Source organism: Halorhodospira sp. M38, from assembly GCF_022227985.1.
Lineage (GTDB): Bacteria > Pseudomonadota > Gammaproteobacteria > Nitrococcales > Halorhodospiraceae > Halorhodospira > Halorhodospira halophila_A.
This window is the reverse complement of record NZ_JAJNQP010000005.1, coordinates 119753-134075: the sequence shown is the minus strand read 5'-3', so window position 1 is coordinate 134075 and position 14323 is coordinate 119753. Positions and strand designations below refer to the sequence as shown.

15 protein-coding genes are annotated in these 14323 nt (G+C 68.0%); 3 read left to right on the top strand and 12 right to left on the bottom strand.

The window, feature by feature from the left end; translation table 11 throughout:
* The first annotated feature begins 73 nt into the window (after positions 1-73).
* Positions 74-877: a cytochrome C assembly family protein gene (locus LRA98_RS05310; protein WP_201243011.1), complete on the top strand. Its 804-nt coding sequence runs from the start codon at positions 74-76 to the stop codon at positions 875-877.
* On the opposite strand, the gene LRA98_RS05305 is transcribed toward LRA98_RS05310, so the two are convergent.
* The 3 genes from LRA98_RS05305 to LRA98_RS05295 all read right to left on the bottom strand — a co-directional run bounded on the left by LRA98_RS05305 (position 861) and on the right by LRA98_RS05295 (position 3581).
* Positions 861-1451, bottom strand: a complete 591-nt coding sequence (locus LRA98_RS05305) for a thioredoxin family protein (protein ID WP_201168411.1) — start codon at positions 1449-1451, stop codon at positions 861-863. The genes LRA98_RS05310 and LRA98_RS05305 overlap by 17 nt on opposite strands.
* A 62-nt stretch (positions 1452-1513) precedes the next feature.
* Positions 1514-2539, bottom strand: a complete 1026-nt coding sequence (gene dctP / locus LRA98_RS05300; RefSeq protein WP_238633602.1) for a TRAP transporter substrate-binding protein DctP — start codon at positions 2537-2539, stop codon at positions 1514-1516.
* 19 nt (positions 2540-2558) lie between these two features.
* Entirely contained in the window at positions 2559-3581 is a 1023-nt protein-coding gene (locus LRA98_RS05295; RefSeq protein ID WP_238633601.1) for a TRAP transporter substrate-binding protein, read from the bottom strand.
* A gap of 117 nt (positions 3582-3698) precedes the next feature.
* On the opposite strand from LRA98_RS05295, the gene LRA98_RS05290 reads away from it, so the two are divergent.
* Positions 3699-4265, top strand: a complete 567-nt coding sequence (locus LRA98_RS05290; protein ID WP_201168417.1) for a TRAP transporter small permease — start codon at positions 3699-3701, stop codon at positions 4263-4265.
* Positions 4262-5545, top strand: a complete 1284-nt coding sequence (locus LRA98_RS05285; protein ID WP_238633600.1) for a TRAP transporter large permease — start codon at positions 4262-4264, stop codon at positions 5543-5545. The genes LRA98_RS05290 and LRA98_RS05285 overlap by 4 nt, the downstream gene beginning before the upstream one ends.
* A 15-nt stretch (positions 5546-5560) precedes the next feature.
* On the opposite strand, the gene LRA98_RS05280 is transcribed toward LRA98_RS05285, so the two are convergent.
* From LRA98_RS05280 to LRA98_RS05240, 9 genes are all read right to left on the bottom strand, one after another.
* The gene (locus tag LRA98_RS05280) at positions 5561-6298 is read right to left on the bottom strand and encodes an energy transducer TonB (protein ID WP_238640826.1); all 738 of its coding nucleotides are present in this window, start codon (positions 6296-6298) and stop codon (positions 5561-5563) included.
* A 1-nt stretch (position 6299) separates the two neighbouring features.
* The gene (locus LRA98_RS05275; RefSeq protein ID WP_201243016.1) at positions 6300-6704 is read right to left on the bottom strand and encodes an ExbD/TolR family protein; all 405 of its coding nucleotides are present in this window, start codon (positions 6702-6704) and stop codon (positions 6300-6302) included.
* On the bottom strand, positions 6701-7105 hold the full coding sequence (locus LRA98_RS05270; RefSeq protein ID WP_201168425.1) for an ExbD/TolR family protein: 405 nt from the start codon (positions 7103-7105) through the stop codon (positions 6701-6703). The genes LRA98_RS05275 and LRA98_RS05270 overlap by 4 nt, the downstream gene beginning before the upstream one ends.
* Positions 7095-7778, bottom strand: a complete 684-nt coding sequence (locus tag LRA98_RS05265; protein WP_238633598.1) for a MotA/TolQ/ExbB proton channel family protein — start codon at positions 7776-7778, stop codon at positions 7095-7097. Before LRA98_RS05265 ends, LRA98_RS05270 begins: the two co-directional genes overlap by 11 nt.
* 106 nt (positions 7779-7884) lie before the next feature.
* Positions 7885-8382, bottom strand: a complete 498-nt coding sequence (locus LRA98_RS05260) for a hypothetical protein (RefSeq protein WP_201168427.1) — start codon at positions 8380-8382, stop codon at positions 7885-7887.
* A complete protein-coding gene (locus LRA98_RS05255) occupies positions 8379-8966 on the bottom strand; it encodes a YajG family lipoprotein (RefSeq protein WP_201243017.1) in 588 nt (195 codons plus the stop codon). Before LRA98_RS05255 ends, LRA98_RS05260 begins: the two co-directional genes overlap by 4 nt.
* Positions 8967-9010: 44 nt before the next feature.
* Positions 9011-9979, bottom strand: a complete 969-nt coding sequence (locus LRA98_RS05250) for a patatin-like phospholipase family protein (protein ID WP_238633597.1) — start codon at positions 9977-9979, stop codon at positions 9011-9013.
* 175 nt (positions 9980-10154) lie between these two features.
* The gene (locus LRA98_RS05245; protein ID WP_201168431.1) at positions 10155-10862 is read right to left on the bottom strand and encodes a TSCPD domain-containing protein; all 708 of its coding nucleotides are present in this window, start codon (positions 10860-10862) and stop codon (positions 10155-10157) included.
* A gap of 125 nt (positions 10863-10987) precedes the next feature.
* Complete coding sequence (locus LRA98_RS05240; protein WP_238633596.1) at positions 10988-14278, bottom strand: LAGLIDADG family homing endonuclease; 3291 nt, start codon at positions 14276-14278, stop codon at positions 10988-10990.
* Between the last annotated feature and the right edge of the window lie 45 nt (positions 14279-14323).

The window sequence follows — 14323 nt, the reverse complement described above, 5'->3', positions numbered from 1 at the left end:
ATCCAATGTACCGTCGCGGCTTGTCGCAGGGTGGTTCCCGGGTGGCACGGTTTATGCCATCATCCCGTGCATTATGGTTATCACTGCCCTGACCCTCGTCACCGTCCTGCTCTATCTGGCCGCCACGGTCGCCCTCGGCGCACGGCTGCTGCTGCACGAGGAACGCAGCCCGGCGCGCTCGACCGCGCTGGCGTTGGCCGCCGCGGCGGTCGGCACGCACGTGGTCGTGGTCGGTGACACCACCTGGGTGGACGACGGGCTGAACCTGAGCATCTTCAGCGCCCTGTCGCTGGTCTCCTGGATCACCAGCACCGGGCTGGTCATCGTCAGCCTGCGCCAGCGGGTCGAGCATCTGGGCATCCTGCTCTGGCCGCTTTCGGCCATGGCGGTCATGCTGACCCTGTTCGCGGCCCCGGAGGCCACCCTGGATCGCGAGCTGGCGGTACAGATCCACATCGTCATCTCCATGACCGCTTACGCCACCCTACTGGCGGCGGTGCTGCAGGCGCTGATCCTCGGCGCCCTCGACTATCGGCTGCGCCACCGGCGGGCCACCGGATTCGTGCGGCAGCTGCCGGCGCTACGCACCATGGAGAAGCAGCTGTTCTGGCTGATTACCGTGGGCTTTGTCGCGCTGACCGTGGCCCTCGGTTCCGGTTTCCTGTTCTTCCTGGATCGGCTCCTTGAGGGGATGATGATCCACAAGACCTCGCTGTCCATGGCCTCGTGGTTGGCCTTCGCCACACTGCTGATCGGCCATGCCGTGTGGGGGTGGCGAGGACAGACGGCGATCCGCTGGACCCTCGTCGGTTTCCTCGCCCTGATGTTCGGCTACTTCGGCAGTAAGTTCGTACTGGAGCTCATCCTCCAGCAGTGAAGTAGTCGGGCTCATTGCCCTCGCGCCACTTGATGTTGCAGCCGATGCTCGGGTACTGCGGGTCGGGCGGCGCCTCGCCCTGCAACAGCGCATCCACCGCCCCGCGCAGGTCGGCCCCGGTGATCGGACGGTCGTTGCGCGGCGTGCTGTCGTCAAACCGCCCCCGGTAGAAGAGCTTCAGTTCAGCATCGAAGAGGTAGAAATCCGGCGTGCAGGCAGCCCGGTAGGCCTTGGCCACGGACTGATCCGGATCGAACAAATAAGGGAACGTGTACCCGGCAGCCGCCTTCTCCTCGGCCATGCGCTCAGGGCCGTCGTCGGGATGGGTCTCGGGGCTGTTGGCGCTGATCGCCGCCACCGCGATCCCGCGCTCCTGGCACTCCCGGCCGAAATGGGCCAGGTGGTCGCGCAGGTGCTTGACGAACGGGCAGTGGTTGCAGATGAAGGCGATCAGCACCCCTTCGCCGCCGGCCAGATCCCCGTGCAGGGAGACGCTGCGGCCGTCGGTATCGGCAAGGGTGAAGTCCGGAGCCGGGGTGCCGATGGGCAGCATGGTGGATTCGGTGCGTACCATCCTGGTTCTCCTCCTGGCGTACTGCTTGAGGGGGTGGGTCTTCGGTGCGCCGCGACGGGGGCTCAGTCTCCGCCGTGCTCCGCCTCGGCGCGCTCGAGGGCATCGAGCAACCGGGCGAGGATCCGCTCGGCGTCCGGCCCGCCTCGCGCCGTATAGAGCGCCCGCAAGGGGCGGGCCGGATCGGCGAGGGCCTCGCGCTCGGCTGCGTCGAGTTCCTCCACGGCAATATCCTCCGCCTGCCGGATCTGTGCAAGCCGTTGTTCGTTGAGCGCCTGCTGCATCTCATGGGCCCAGTCCACCAGCTCCTCGCCGATCTCGCGCAGCATTCGGCGCTGGCCGCGCGACAGGCGCTGGTAGAAGATATCGCTGGCGACGAAGGCGGATACATGGGGCGCAGCCCGGGGCGCCGTCCAGTGACGGGTGTGCTCGTAGAGCCCGAGGGCGTCGAGGATATAGATCGGCTGCGCGGTGGCGTCTACCCGGCCATCGGCCAGGGCCGCATGGAGTTCGCCGTATTCGACGTGCTCGGCCTGCGCCCCGTAGGCACGGTAGCTCTCGCGCAGCAGCGGGCTGTCGGCCACCCCCAGGCGCACGTCGCGGAAATCAGCCGGGGCACGCAGCGGCCGGTCCGCGGCCCACACCCGCCAGCCGGTGGGCACCAGCGCCAGCGGGCGCAGCCGCGCGTCTCGGTAAGCGCCCTGCAGCGCGTCGCTATGCAGCAGTTCAGGATCGTTGAGCGCCCGGGCGTTGACGTAGGCGTCTTCGCTGTAAATGAAGTGCAGGCCGAAGACCTGACTCTCGGGGACCGCCCCGGCCAGATCGCCGGAACCGAAGGCGAAGTGCACCGCGTTGCGGCGCACCTGCTGATGGACCGTTTCGGTATCGCCGATGGCGCCGTACGGGTAGATCCGCACCTCCACGGCGCCGTCGGTGCGCTCCTCAACCTCCTCGGCGAAGCGGGCGGCGTACTCGTACTGCACGCCGCCCGCCTTCTCCTCCAGGGCGATTCGCCACTGCTCCGGGGGCTCGTCGCCACAGCCCGCCGCCAGGGCGGCGGCGACAACGATTGCGCTCAGGCGGTGGCGCATGCCCCGGCTCCTGCCGCCGTCAGGAGTCGCCGTAGGCGTCCTCGGCCTGCTCGACCGCCTCGAGCAGCCGCTCCAGTGCCTGCTCGCCGCGGGCGCCGACCTCGTCGATATACGTCTCTCGGGTGGGTAGGGCGCGCTCGCGGAAGGCGGCACGCTCATTCTCGTCCAGGGCAATGACCTGGATGTCCGAGCCGGCCTTCATGTCGGCCAGGCGCTCGTCATTGACCGCCTGCTGCATGTCGTGGGCCCAGTCCACCATGTCGGCGGTGATCTCGCGGATCATCTCCTGTCGCTCGGCCGGTAACCCGTCAAAGAACCGGGAACTGGCCATGAAGCCGGCGATAAACTGCGCCTGACGCGCCTCGATGAAGTAGTCCTGGACCTCGTAGAAGCCCATCTCCTGGTGTGCGAAGTACGGCTGGATGTTGCCGTCGATCACGCCCTGCTCCAGCCCGCCGTAAACCTCGCCGTAGGCCATGGGCGTTGGGTCGGCGCCGTACTGGCGGTAGGTCTCGCGCAGCAGGCGATTGTCCATGGTGCGGATCTGCACCCCGTCGAAATCCTCGGGGGTGCGGATCGGCTCATTGGCGCTCCACACCTGCCAGCCCTCGGGCAGGACCGAGACCAACTCCATGCCCCGCTCGCCGAAGGCCTGCTGGACCGGATCGCTGCGTAGGAAGTGGGGATCGTTCAGCGCGCGGGTATTCACGTACTCGTCATCGCTGAGGATGAAGTTGACGCTAAACAACTGACTCTCCGGTACGGTCCCGCCCAACGCCCCGGAGCCGAAAGCGAACTGCACAACGTTGGCCTGCAGCTGCTCGTAGATATCCTCCATCTCGCCGATGGTGCCGTAGGGGAACAGATCGACCTGTACCTCACCGTCAGTGCGCGCCTCCACCTCCTCGGCGAAGCGCTCGGCGTACTGGTACTGGATGCTGCCCTCCACCTCCTCTAGGGCGATCCGCCACTGATCGGCGTGGGCGGCTCCGGCGAAGGCGACGCTGCCAAGCAGCACGGTGGCGATGGCGTAACGGTGCATGGGGATGATCTCCCGTCAGCATGGTGATCGCCCCGAACCCTAGCACAAGCCGCTGCACTGTACGCATCCCCCCGAGGTTCGATATGTTCACCTCAACGATTCGGTTGGGATCCCCGCATGGGCACACGGAAGCGGACCTGGCTCGAGCGGCTCGACGGCGGTATCGCCCGTGTCGAGGCGTTCCTGCTCGCCGGCGGCGTCCTGCTGCTGGCGGGCCTCTCCATAGCTAATACCCTCTCGCGCAACCTCACCGGCAACACCGTGCCGGGCACCTTCGAACTCACCGAGATCCTCATGATCTGGATCACCTTCGGCGGGCTCGCCTACGGCGTGCGCCGAGCGCGGCACATCTGCATGAATGCCGTCTACGACCAGCTGCGCGGCCTGGCGCGCAAGGGGCTGCTGGTCTTCACCCATGTGGGCACCGCCGGGCTGCTGTTCTACATGGCGTGGCACGCCGGCCACTACGTCTGGGAGGTCCACCAGGGCGGGCGCACCAGCACGGCGCTGGGCATCCCCATGGGGCTGGCCTATTCGATCGTACCCGTGGGCCTGTTCGCCGGCGGCGTGCAGTACGCCCTCAGCGCCTGGAAAAACCTCACCCGCCGGGCGATCTACCGCTCCTACAGCGAGCGCGAGGCCTACGAGTCCGGCGAGGATCCGGCCGGGGATGCGCGACTATGACAGCGCTGGTGATCACGGCGATGCTGCTCCTGCTGCTGCTCGGCTTCCCGCTGATGGTGCCACTGCTCGCCGGCGCACTGCTGATCATCCTCATCGAGCTGCCGTTTATCGGCGCCGACGCCCTGATCCGGCAGATGATTACCGGGATCCAGCCCGTGGTGCTCTCGGCGGTGCCGCTGTTTATCCTCGCCGCCGACATCATGACCCGGGGGCGCACCGCCAACACCCTGCTCGACCTAGTGGCCACGACCATCGGCCACATCCGCGGCGGCCTGCCCATCACCACGGCAGTCAGCTGCGCGCTCTTTGGCGCCGTCTCGGGCTCGACCCAGGCCACCGTAGTGGCCATGGGCACGCCGCTGCGCCCGCGCCTGCAGCAGGCGGGGTACAAGGACAGCTTCAACCTGGCGCTGATCGTCAACGCCAGCGACGTGGCGCTACTCATCCCGCCGAGCATCGGCATGATCATCTACGGCGTGGTGGCCCAGACCTCGCCGGCGCAACTGTTCATCGCCGGTATCGGCCCCGGGCTGCTGATCCTGTTGCTGATCAGCCTGTGGTGCTACATCTACACTCGCTGGCAGGGGATCGAGGGCGCCGAACGGGCCGGCTGGAGAGCGCGCGGCCGCGCCCTGCTGCGCGCGCTGCCGGCGCTGGGCTTCCCGGTGATCATCGTCGGCGGCATCTACAGCGGCGTCTTTACGCCCACCGAGGCGGCGGCCATCTCGGTGCTCTACGCCGCCATCCTCGAGTTCGGGGTCTACCGCAGCCTGGGCGGGCGGGATCTACTGGAAGTGGCCCGCTCCACGGGGCTGATCACGGCAGTGGTCTTCATCCTAGTCGGCGCCGGGCAGGCCTTCGCCTACAGCATTTCGTTCGCGCAGATCCCCCAAGAACTCGTGGGACCGCTGATCGATGCCGTGGCCCACGACCCGACCCTTGCGCTGCTAGCCATTGCGCTGATCTATTTCATCGGCTGCATGTTCGTCGACCCGATCGTGGTGATCCTGGTCTTCACACCGATCCTGGCACCGCTGGTCGAAGCCGCTCAGCTCGACCCGGTCCTGGTGGGTACGCTGGTGGTCCTGCAGGCAGCCATCGGTTCGGCAACCCCGCCCTTCGGGGTCGACCTGTTCACCGCCATCGCCGTCTTCCGACGGCCGTACCTGGAGGTGATCCGCGGCACGCCGCCGTTCATCGCCATCATGATCCTGGCCACGCTGCTGGTGATCTTCTTCCCCGAGATCGCCCTGTTCCTGCGCGATCTCGCCTTCGATTAAGGCGTCGCAAGGGCTTCAGCGCAGCCGGAAGTCGATGGTCACATTCAGCTCCAGGCGCTCGAAGGACTCGTCTTCGGGGATCTCGGGCATCCGCACCGACTGGATCATGCGCTCGACCTCTTCATCGAAGAGTTCGTGCTCTGACGGCTCGGCGATCTCCCACTCGAGGACGTTGCCGTCGGCATCGAGAACGAAGGTCAACCCCACCGTGCCTTCCAGGCGCCGGCGCTCGGCCGAACGGGGATAGCGCTGCTCCGACTGCAGGGCGCGGTGGACATCGGCCAGGAAAGAGTCCGAAACGTCCGATTCGGTGCCGACCTCCGCCTCCTGCGGCGGCCCCTCGTCGGGGTCATCGTCCTCTTCCTCCACCTCGTCCTCTTCCGGCTTGGGCTCCGGTTCGGGGTCCGGTTCGGGTTCGGGTTCCGGCTCCGGTTCGGGTTCGGGTTCGGGTTCCGGCTCGGGTTCGGGCTCCGGCTCGGGCTCCGGCTCCGGTTCCGGCTCCGGCTCCGGCTCGGGTTCCGGTTCCGGCTCGGGCTCCGGCTCCTCAGGCTCCGGTTCGTCCTCTTCCGGCTCTTCGACCACCTCCTCCTCCGGCTGCGGCGGGGCGGCGGAGAGCTGCACCTCCACCCCTTCCGGGGCATGGCGCTCCTCGATCTGCTCTTCGGCGTCCCGGGGCACCCAGGCCAGGATGGCGGCGTGCGCGCCAAAGGCCACAGCGCCCGCAACCACCCAGTGGATCCAGCGCGGCTCCATCTCAGTGCTCCCGCCGGGTCATCAGCTGCATCCGCTCGGCCCCGACCTCGCGCAGGTCGTCCATGACGTCGAGCAGCCGTGCCGAATCGGCATCGGCGTCGGCCTTGACCTCCACCGGGCGCTCGGGCGCCTCTGCCAGCGCAGCCTTCAGCCGCTCGCGGAGCTGCTCGCGATCATCGACGACGTCCTGATCCACGGCCATCTGCCCCTCGGCGTCAATCAACACCCGCAGGGGATCTCCCGCCAGCTCCGCCCCCCGCTCGCTCTCCGCCGGATCCACGGAAAGCGGCGAGTGCGGCTCAAGCGTTCCGGCCACCATGAAGAAGATCAACAACAGGAAGACGATGTTGATCATCGGGATGACGTTCTCTTCCGGCTCTCGGCGCGGCGGCTCGGGCAGCTTCATTCCGGTGCCTCCTCACGCAGTACGCCGACATCCTCCAGCCCGGCGGCCGCAGCACTGTCCAGGGCAAGGATCACGGCCCGCACCGGTGCCCCTGCGGCCGGAATGACCAAAAGCCGCCGTTCGGCGTCGTCCCTACCGACCTCCTCAAGGCGGCTGCGCAGGGCATCCGGGCCCACCGACTCGTCCCCCAGGCGGTATCCGTCGTTGGTGACGTAGAGCCGCAGCGGCTCCTCGTCCTGCGCTTCCTCGGCGGCCCCGTCGGCCGGCGCATCGACCCCGAAGGCCTGCCACTCGACGAAGGTCGAGGCGAGCATGAAGAAGATCAGCAGGATAAAGACGACGTCGATCAGCGGCGTCAGGCTCACCAGCCGCCGGCGGCGCGGCGCCTCCTCAATCCGCATGGCGCAGCGGCGGCGGCGCCGTGGTAAAGACCTGGGTGACCGAATCCTCGACACGGTGACGGAAGCGCTCGACGAGGCGCTCGAGCCAGGTGAGCGCGGCCACCGCGGGGATCGCCAGCGCCAGCCCAGCTGCCGTGGTCAGCAGGGCCTCCCAGATGCCGCCGGACAGCATGGAGGGATCCACCTGACTACCGGCTGCCTCCAGTTGGCGGAACGCCTCGATCATGCCGAGCACGGTGCCGAGCAGCCCCAGCAGCGGGCTGAGCACCCCGATGGCCTCCAACCCGCGCAGGTAGGCGCGCAGCTGTTCCAGCCGACCGCTGGCCAGCCGTGTCACCTCTTCGCGGATCCGTTCCTGGTCATCGGGCGACTCCAGCCGTCCGCGCATGGCCACGGCCAACGGCTCGGCACCCAGGTGCTTGCTCGCCTCCAGCCGCTGCAGGGCCTCCTGGGTCTGTCCGGCCCGCCAGGCGGCCAGTGCCTCGTTGAGCGTGCGCCGGTCGTAGAGCCGCGCCGCCGTGAACTGCCAGAGCTTGATCAGGATCAGGGCCAGGGTGAACACCGACAGGATGGCCAACAAGGTCAGCACGGGCCCGCCGTCGTCGAGGAGGGCCATCAGCCGCTCGATCAGGCTCCCGTCGGCGAAGGGGCCGGCCGTATCGCTCTCACTCATGGGGCATCACTCGTGGGGGTTGTCGATAACCGGGATAGGTTAATGCTATTGCGAATCGTTTTCAATGTCGCGGCGGGGCGGCCGGGCCGCCTTGCCGGGACGCCCCCTACTCGCCGTCGGCGGCGTAGGCGAGCAGCTCCCAGCTCAGCTCACCGGCGTCGCTGAGTTCGTAGGCGAGCAGCGCCGAGCCGCCGCCGGTCTCGGTCTCGACGGTGGCGAAGACCCAGTGGTCCGAGAGCACGGCGCTGCGCTCCGTATCGATCACCAGTGGTCCCTTCAGGCGCGCGGCCTGATCGGCCAACCACTCGTCCCGCTCCTGCAGATCCTCAAGCAGGTACTGCTCCGGCGGGGCTTCGATGCCGGCCACCTCGAAGCGACGTACCGCCTCGGTGCTCAGGCCGAACCGGGTCAGCAGCCCCTCGCGGTCCTCGTGGGCGGCCAACTCGGCCTCCAGCTCGTCGGCCCGCTCCTGGGCATCGAAGGCCACGAAGCTCAGCCAGCCGGTGATCGCCAGCAGCATCACCACCGCGGCGCGCCAGACCAGGCGCTCGCGAATCTGCTGCGGATCCCTGGGGTTGTTCGCCGAGCTGCGCTTGTCGTTCACGTCTCACCCTCCAGCAGTCGAAGCAGGTCCTTCTGGGTGGCCACTTGGCGCACCCCCCGGGAAAGCACCCGGTTGACCAGCTCCTCATTCTTCGCCTCACCCGGCCCGAACAGCGCCCGGGTCTCGGTGCTCACCCGGGCCTCTGAGCTGTAGCGTTCGCCGTCGACCACGCCGCTGACCATCCACGCGCTCTTCAGGCTGGCCCGGCGGTTGAGGAAGCCACCCGAGCGCTCGTAATCGAAGGTGTAGATCTCCACCTCCAGGCGCCGCTCGGCCTCGCCGTCCCACTCGGTTACCGCAATGCCCTGCCGCTCGAAGGCCGTGGCCAGGCCGTCGTGGACGGCTTCGGCCAGCGCGGGCTCGCCGGCCAGCGTCACGCCGCCGGCCTCGTCCCGGTAACCAAAGATCTCGCGGGGCCGCCGGTCGATCACGCGCAGCGCCAGCCCGGCCGGCTCGGCCCGCTCGCGTTCCTCGATCTGCTCCGTCTCCGGAGCCAGCTTCACGGTCTGCGCGCCGGGGGCGCACCCGCTCAGGGCCAGGGCCGCGGCGCACCCCAGCATCAGCATGACTGCCACTGCTCTCATCGCTCTCGCCTCGCTCGCTGCCGCCGGCGGACGCCGGTGCGGCGTCATCCTACCTGATTGCCGGAGCCTTTTTGGAACAGATCCTGAATGGAGGGGAGCATCCGCTCGACCATGGCCTCGCCGATGCTGATCGCCTCCTCGGCGCGGTGGAACTCGAGCAGGCCGATGTGGGCCAGGCGGGGGGCAAGCATCAGCTCGGGCGGATCGCCGGCCATACGGCTGCGGGTGATGCGGTCCTGCATGATGTTCAGCGACCCGGCGAGAACCTCGAAGACCCCCGGTGCCTCGCTGCGCTCGGCATCCCGCGCCCCGGTCCAGTCGCCCCACAGCCCCACCAGGGTCTTGGCGCGGCTGCGCACGCCGGCGGGCAATTGCTGCAGCCAGCGTTCCGGATCCACACCCGCACCGGCGTGGTGGGCGCTATCGCGCAGGTGCCGTCCGACCAGATCGCCGTTGAGGTTGACGGCGATGACCACATCGGCGTCGAGGGCCCGACAGACGCTGACGGGGACGGGGTTGACCAGCCCGCCGTCAACGAGCCAGTCGCCGCCTCGACGCACCGGGCTGAACACCCCCGGCAACGCACTCGAGGCGCGCACGGCGTCGGCCAGATCCCCCTCGCGCAGCCAAACCTCGGTACCGCGGCCGAGGGTCGTGGCCACAGCAGCATAGGGCATGGCCAGCCCCTCGATGGCCGCGCCCGAGAGGTGTTCCTGGTAGAAATCGTAGAGCCGGCGCCCCTCGATCAGTCCGCCGGTGGTACGCAGGGTCGGGTCGAGCATGCCCAGCACATCGCGCCGGGTCAGCTTGCGCACCCACGGCTCGAGCTCGTCGAGCTTGCCGGCGGCGTAGAAGGCCCCGACCAGCGCCCCGATGGATGTACCAACCACCACCTGCGGGCGCACGCCGGCCCTTTCCAGGGCGCGGATGATGCCGATGTGCGCCCAGCCCCGCGCCGAGCCACTGCCCAGCGCCAGGGCCACCCGCGGAGTCTCCCGGTTCTGGTTCACCATGCCTGTCTCTGCTGATGTTCCCTCTCCAGTTCACGCAGCATGGCGGGACTTGGCGGCGCATTCCAGAGCTGCAGGGGCGGAAAGCACAACCCGGGCCAATCGGCCACCGCTCGGCGGGGCGTGCTGCCGCCACGCAGCCGGCGGGCCGCCCGCAGCCACACCCCCGGCGAACTCCTCAGCCGCACTTCGACTCCCCGCAGTTGAGGCAGGTCAGACACCCTTCCATCTGCACCATCGCCTTGGTATGACACTTTTCGCACAGCTGCGCCCCCTCCGGGAAGGCACCGGACTCGCCATCACCGTTGTTCGCGGCCGGACCGCCGCCCTCAACCTCAGCCCGTTTCTGCTCGATGAAGCGCCGCTGGTGCTCGTCGAGACCCTCCGGCTCCATCATGCCGATCTCACGCAGGTGGGTCTCGATGACGTCGCCGATCTCGGCCACCAGCGAGGGCATGAACCGCCCGCCACGCTTGAAGTATCCGCCCCGCGGGTCGAAGACCGAGCGCAGCTCTTCGGCGAGGAAGGTGCAATCGCCGCCCTTGCGGAAGACCGCCGAGATGATCCGCGTCAGGGCTACGATCCACTGGAAGTGGTCCATGTTCTTCGAGTTGATGAAGATCTCGAAGGGGCGGCGGATCTCGTGCTCGGTCCCCGGATTAAGGATGACGTCGTTGATGGTGACGTACAGGGCGTGCTCCGAGAGCGGCGTCTTGATCTTGTAGGTCGAGCCGTGGAGCGCTTCAGGGCGCTCGATATGCTCGTGCATGTGCTGGATATCGGCCTCCGGCTGCCCACCGGCGGCCTCCTGACCCTGCTCCGGCGCATCCGGCTCGTTGCGGACCACCTCGTAGTCGACGATGCTCGTCTCGATTTTCTTGGCCATTGCGTTGCTCCCCCCGCTTCGGGGCTGCGGTTCGGTTTCCGGGCTTAGGCAGTCTGCGGGTACCCGGCGTTGCGCACCGGACGGAGACAACCCCGTCCGGGCGTAGCGCGCCAGGGTACGGCGACTCAGAACTTGCCGTAGTACCCCTCCTTCAGCGCCTCGTAGAGGTTGGCGGCACTGTGGGTTTCGCCGTCGTACTCAATCTCCTCGTCACCCTGCGCCTCGATCACGGTGCCGTCCTCCAGATGGAAGCGATAGGTGGTCTCGGAGAGGTCCTTCTCCTTGACCAGCACGCCCTGGAAGACTTCCGGGTTGAAGCGGAAGGTCGTGCACCCCTTCAGTCCCTGCTGGTAGGCGTAGCGGTAGATGTCCTTGAAATCCTCGTAGGGGTAGTCCGTGGGCACGTTGGCCGTCTTGGAGATGGACGAATCCACCCAGCGCTGCGCGGCCGCCTGGATGTCCACGTGCTGCTTCGGCGTCACCTGGTCGGCGCTGATGAAGTAATCCGGCAGCTTGCCCTCGCCCTCTTCACCGCCCTCGGGCAGCGCATCGCCATCGACGAAGTGGCGGTAGGCCAGCAGCTCGAAGGAGAAGACGTCCACCGGCTCCTTGGTCTTGCGCCCCTCGCGGATGACGTTGCGCACATAGTGGTGGGCGAAGGACGGCTCGATGCCGTTGCTGGCGTTGTTGGCCAGCGACAGGGAGATGGTGCCCGTGGGCGCGATGGAGCTGTGGTGGGTGAAGCGCGCCCCCACTTGGGCGAGCTCATCGACCAGTTGCGGATCTTCCGCGGCGATCCGCTGCATGTAGCGCGAGTAGCGGCCCCACAGGACACGGCCCGGGACCTGCTCCCCGACTTCGTAGCCGTCCTCGCGCAGTTCGGGGCGCTTGCGCATCAGCTCCGGGGTCAGCTCGAAGAGCTCCTCCATGATCGGCGCCGGCCCCTTCTCCTGCGCCAGTTCGAGACCGGTGCGCCAGCCCGTCAGCGCCATCTGCTTGGCCACTTCCTCGGTGAACGCCACCGAATCGGCGTCGCCGTATTTCATGCGCAGCATCGTCACCGTCGACCCGAGCCCCAAAAAGCCCATGCCGTGGCGGCGCTTGCGCTCGATCTCGGCACGCTGCTGCTCCAGCGGCAGGCCGTTGATCTCGACCGTGTTATCGAGCATCCGCGTGAACACCGCCACCGCCTCACGGAACTCGTCCCAGTCGAAGCGGGCCTGCGGCGTGAAGGGGTCACGCACGAACATGGTCAGGTTGATCGAGCCGAGCAGGCAGGCGCCGTAGGGCGGCAGCCCCTGCTCACCGCAGTTATGGACCATCACGCCCTGGGCGTCGAAGGCGTTCACGCCGGGCACCTGCACATCGTAGACGTCCGCCTCACCATCGGCTTCCACCGAGGCGACCTCGGCGACGAAACGCTCGCGGTTGAGCCGGCGCTGATAGCCGCCGAGGGCCGCATCCAGCCGGCGGCGTTTGTCGGTATCCGCGAAGCCCACCTCGTCGCGGAAGGTACGCAGATTCTCGCCGGTGATGATCAGCTCGTGCTGGGCCCGGATCGGATACGCCCGGCGACCGCCCTGGCCGTCAGGCAATTCCGATTCACCGGCGGCCCTCCGGTTGGCGTAGATGCGCCCGACGACACCCAGGCGCAGCAGCATCCGCTGCACCGCCTCCAGGCTCGACTGGTCGGACTGCGCGAGACGAATGGAGACGCCCTTGTGCTGCCCACCCTGCACGGATCCGTCGGCATCGAACAGGCCGCGCAGGAAACCGCGATGGAATGCGCTGGAGGTGCGCTCGATGGCCGCGGTGGGGCGCTTGTCCTCGGCAGAGAGCCCCAGCTCGGCGGCCAGCGCACTGATCGCCGCCGTCGACAGGCGGAACTCGTTGCGTCCCGCCACCTCTCGCCAGCCGTTGAAATCCGCGCGGTGCTGGTGCGCACGCACCGCCGCTTCTGCAGCGGCCATGACGCCGTCCACGCCGCTGGCCTGCGGCGCGTTGGCGACCGCTGCAGGCCGCCACGCCGACAGGATGGCCTGACCGTCGCGCTTGACCGTCCCGTCGCCGACGAGCAGTCCCATCAGATAGCCGTCATCCTCGCTATAGGGGCCCGCCCATTCGGTGCCGGCACGATGGTCGTGGAGCACGACCTGGTCCCCTGCTGCCAACTCGCCGGCCGGGCACCACGCCTCCTCTCGCTGCCAGCGCGTGAGCCGGGTGACCCGGCGAACCTGGTGATCAGCGGTCAGGCGCAGGCTCATGCCATCCCGGGTGCGCAGGCGAACCACCGGCTTGCGGCCGGTGTGGAAGAAGCCGTCGGCACCGGTATCGTGATCCTCGCCGTGAACACGGGCCCGGAACGGTGTCCCGATCAGATCCGCCACCTGGCGCGGCCCCTGGTCCGTCTGGACCCAGGCCTCGGCCGTAACGCACGGGTTCGTGGCCCGGATCTCCTCGCAGAACCAGTTGTTGTTCAACTCGTTGTACTGATCGATGAGGATAAACCCGGGCTCCGCGTAGTCGTACGTGGAGGTCATGATCAGGTTCCACAAATGGCGCGCCTTGACCCGCCGGTAGATGCGGCAGGCCACGCGGCCCTCCCCATCGGTGACGTACCCCGCACGGGTGGGCCACTCGCGCCAGAGGACCTGCTCCGGATCCTGAAGATCGATCGCCTCGGCAGCGACCTCGTCCTCGGTCAGCGGGAAGGCCAGCGGCCACTCCGCATCGGCCTCCATGGCCTGCATGAAGGCGTCGGTGATCAGCAGCGACAGATTGAACTGGCGCAGGCGACCGTCCTCGCGCTTGGCGCGGATGAAGTCGGTCACATCCGGATGGCCCACGTCGAAGGTGGCCATCTGCGCACCCCGCCGCCCGCCAGCGGAGGAGACGGTGAAGCACATCTTGTCGTAGATGTCCATGAACGACAGGGGCCCGGAGGTGTAGGCGCCGGCGCCGGAGACGTAGGCACCGCGCGGGCGCAGGGTGCTGAACTCGTAGCCGATGCCGGCACCGCTTTTGAGGGTCAGCCCCGCCTCGTGGACCCGCTTGAGGATGCCGTCCATGGAGTCGTGGATGGTGCCTGAGACGGTGCAATTGATCGTGGACGTGGCCGGCTTGTGGTCCCAAGCCCCGGCGTTGGAGATGATCCGGCCCGCCGGTACCGCGCCGTGGCGCAGCGCCCAGAGAAAGCGCTCATACCAATGCTCCTGCTTGGCCTCGGTCTCCTCCACCTCGGCCAGCGCCCGGGCGACGCGCTGATAGGTCTCGTCGATGCTGCCGTCGACCGGCTCCTCGGCCTTGGTCTTGAGCCGGTACTTCTTATCCCAAATGTCGAGGGAGGCGCTCTGGATCGGCACATCGCCGGCCGACTGGCGCATCGCCTGGACCTTGCTCTCGGCGCGCTTGGTCATGGATCGTCCCCCTTGCCTGAACCGCTCGATCTGAACCGCGAGCAA

Bases quoted from the DNA above. Each gene is read 5' to 3' on its own strand.
- LRA98_RS05275 (WP_201243016.1), bottom strand. From the start codon at position 6,704: ATGAAGCTGCCCGAGCCGCCGCGCCGAGAGCCGGAAGAGAACGTCATC.
- LRA98_RS05245 (WP_201168431.1), bottom strand. From the start codon at position 10,862: ATGGCCAAGAAAATCGAGACGAGCATCGTCGACTACGAGGTGGTCCGC.
- LRA98_RS05265 (WP_238633598.1), bottom strand. From the start codon at position 7,778: ATGAGTGAGAGCGATACGGCCGGCCCCTTCGCCGACGGGAGCCTGATC.
- LRA98_RS05295 (WP_238633601.1), bottom strand. From the start codon at position 3,581: ATGCACCGTTACGCCATCGCCACCGTGCTGCTTGGCAGCGTCGCCTTC.
- LRA98_RS05285 (WP_238633600.1), top strand. From the start codon at position 4,262: ATGACAGCGCTGGTGATCACGGCGATGCTGCTCCTGCTGCTGCTCGGC.
- LRA98_RS05240 (WP_238633596.1), bottom strand. From the start codon at position 14,278: ATGACCAAGCGCGCCGAGAGCAAGGTCCAGGCGATGCGCCAGTCGGCC.
- LRA98_RS05290 (WP_201168417.1), top strand. From the start codon at position 3,699: ATGGGCACACGGAAGCGGACCTGGCTCGAGCGGCTCGACGGCGGTATC.
- LRA98_RS05270 (WP_201168425.1), bottom strand. From the start codon at position 7,105: ATGCGGATTGAGGAGGCGCCGCGCCGCCGGCGGCTGGTGAGCCTGACG.
- dctP (WP_238633602.1), bottom strand. From the start codon at position 2,539: ATGCGCCACCGCCTGAGCGCAATCGTTGTCGCCGCCGCCCTGGCGGCG.
- LRA98_RS05255 (WP_201243017.1), bottom strand. From the start codon at position 8,966: ATGAGAGCAGTGGCAGTCATGCTGATGCTGGGGTGCGCCGCGGCCCTG.
- LRA98_RS05310 (WP_201243011.1), top strand. From the start codon at position 74: ATGGTTATCACTGCCCTGACCCTCGTCACCGTCCTGCTCTATCTGGCC.
- LRA98_RS05305 (WP_201168411.1), bottom strand. From the start codon at position 1,451: ATGGTACGCACCGAATCCACCATGCTGCCCATCGGCACCCCGGCTCCG.
- LRA98_RS05280 (WP_238640826.1), bottom strand. From the start codon at position 6,298: ATGGAGCCGCGCTGGATCCACTGGGTGGTTGCGGGCGCTGTGGCCTTT.
- LRA98_RS05250 (WP_238633597.1), bottom strand. From the start codon at position 9,979: ATGGTGAACCAGAACCGGGAGACTCCGCGGGTGGCCCTGGCGCTGGGC.